The following is a 705-nucleotide window of genomic DNA, read 5'->3' on the forward strand; positions in this document are numbered from 1 at the left end:
TACGAGCGTTTTGGGCATAGTCTTGTAACTTTTGGGCTAACTGCTTTACACTGCTCTTTTCGTCTAAGCCATCCAAATGCAAGGCATTGACTACCGAGCCATCTTCTCGGCGTACAGCTTTATCTGAGAAGTTTTGCCAATCTGTCTGAAAACGATACAAGCGATCTTGTAGGGCATTCAAATCGCTACAGAGGTTATCTAAACGGTTTTTAGAGGTGTATTTAGAGCGTAAGAACGTTTGTTTTTCACTCTCTAAAGCTCCAATCTTCTTTTCCAACTTCGCTTTTTCGAGTAAATCGGTATTTCCTGAGAGGATAGCCACATATTCAGAATAGTTCATTCCCGACTTTTCGTCCATAGCACCCTCATCAATGGTTCGTTTGCCCAGCTTATTGTTTTTAAGTTGGTCGATAAAGAGTTGTTTATTAAATAGTAGATTGAACTTGTATGAGTCCAAAGACTTTTCGACGGCATAGATAATCACATCCACCTTATTATCAGCAAAATATTTAGCCACTTCATTACCCTTGCGAATGGCACGTCCGTCCCTTTGTTGTAGGTCACTGGGTCGCCAAGGGGTATCTAAGTGATGTACAGCAACAGCTTTCTTCTGTGCATTGACCCCTGTGCCGAGCATATCGGTAGAGCCAAAGAGTACCCGTATCTTGCCCTCGTTGGTGTCGCTGATGAGTTGTTTGCGCATTT

1 protein-coding gene is annotated in these 705 nt (G+C 42.7%); it reads right to left on the reverse strand.

Going from position 1 to position 705, the window contains the following annotated elements:
* A partial coding sequence (locus tag HMPREF1551_RS07895; RefSeq protein ID WP_021628568.1) for a helicase-related protein occupies positions 1-705 on the reverse strand: 705 nt, incomplete at both ends.

This window comes from Capnocytophaga sp. oral taxon 863 str. F0517 (assembly GCF_000466425.1).
GTDB lineage: Bacteria > Bacteroidota > Bacteroidia > Flavobacteriales > Flavobacteriaceae > Capnocytophaga.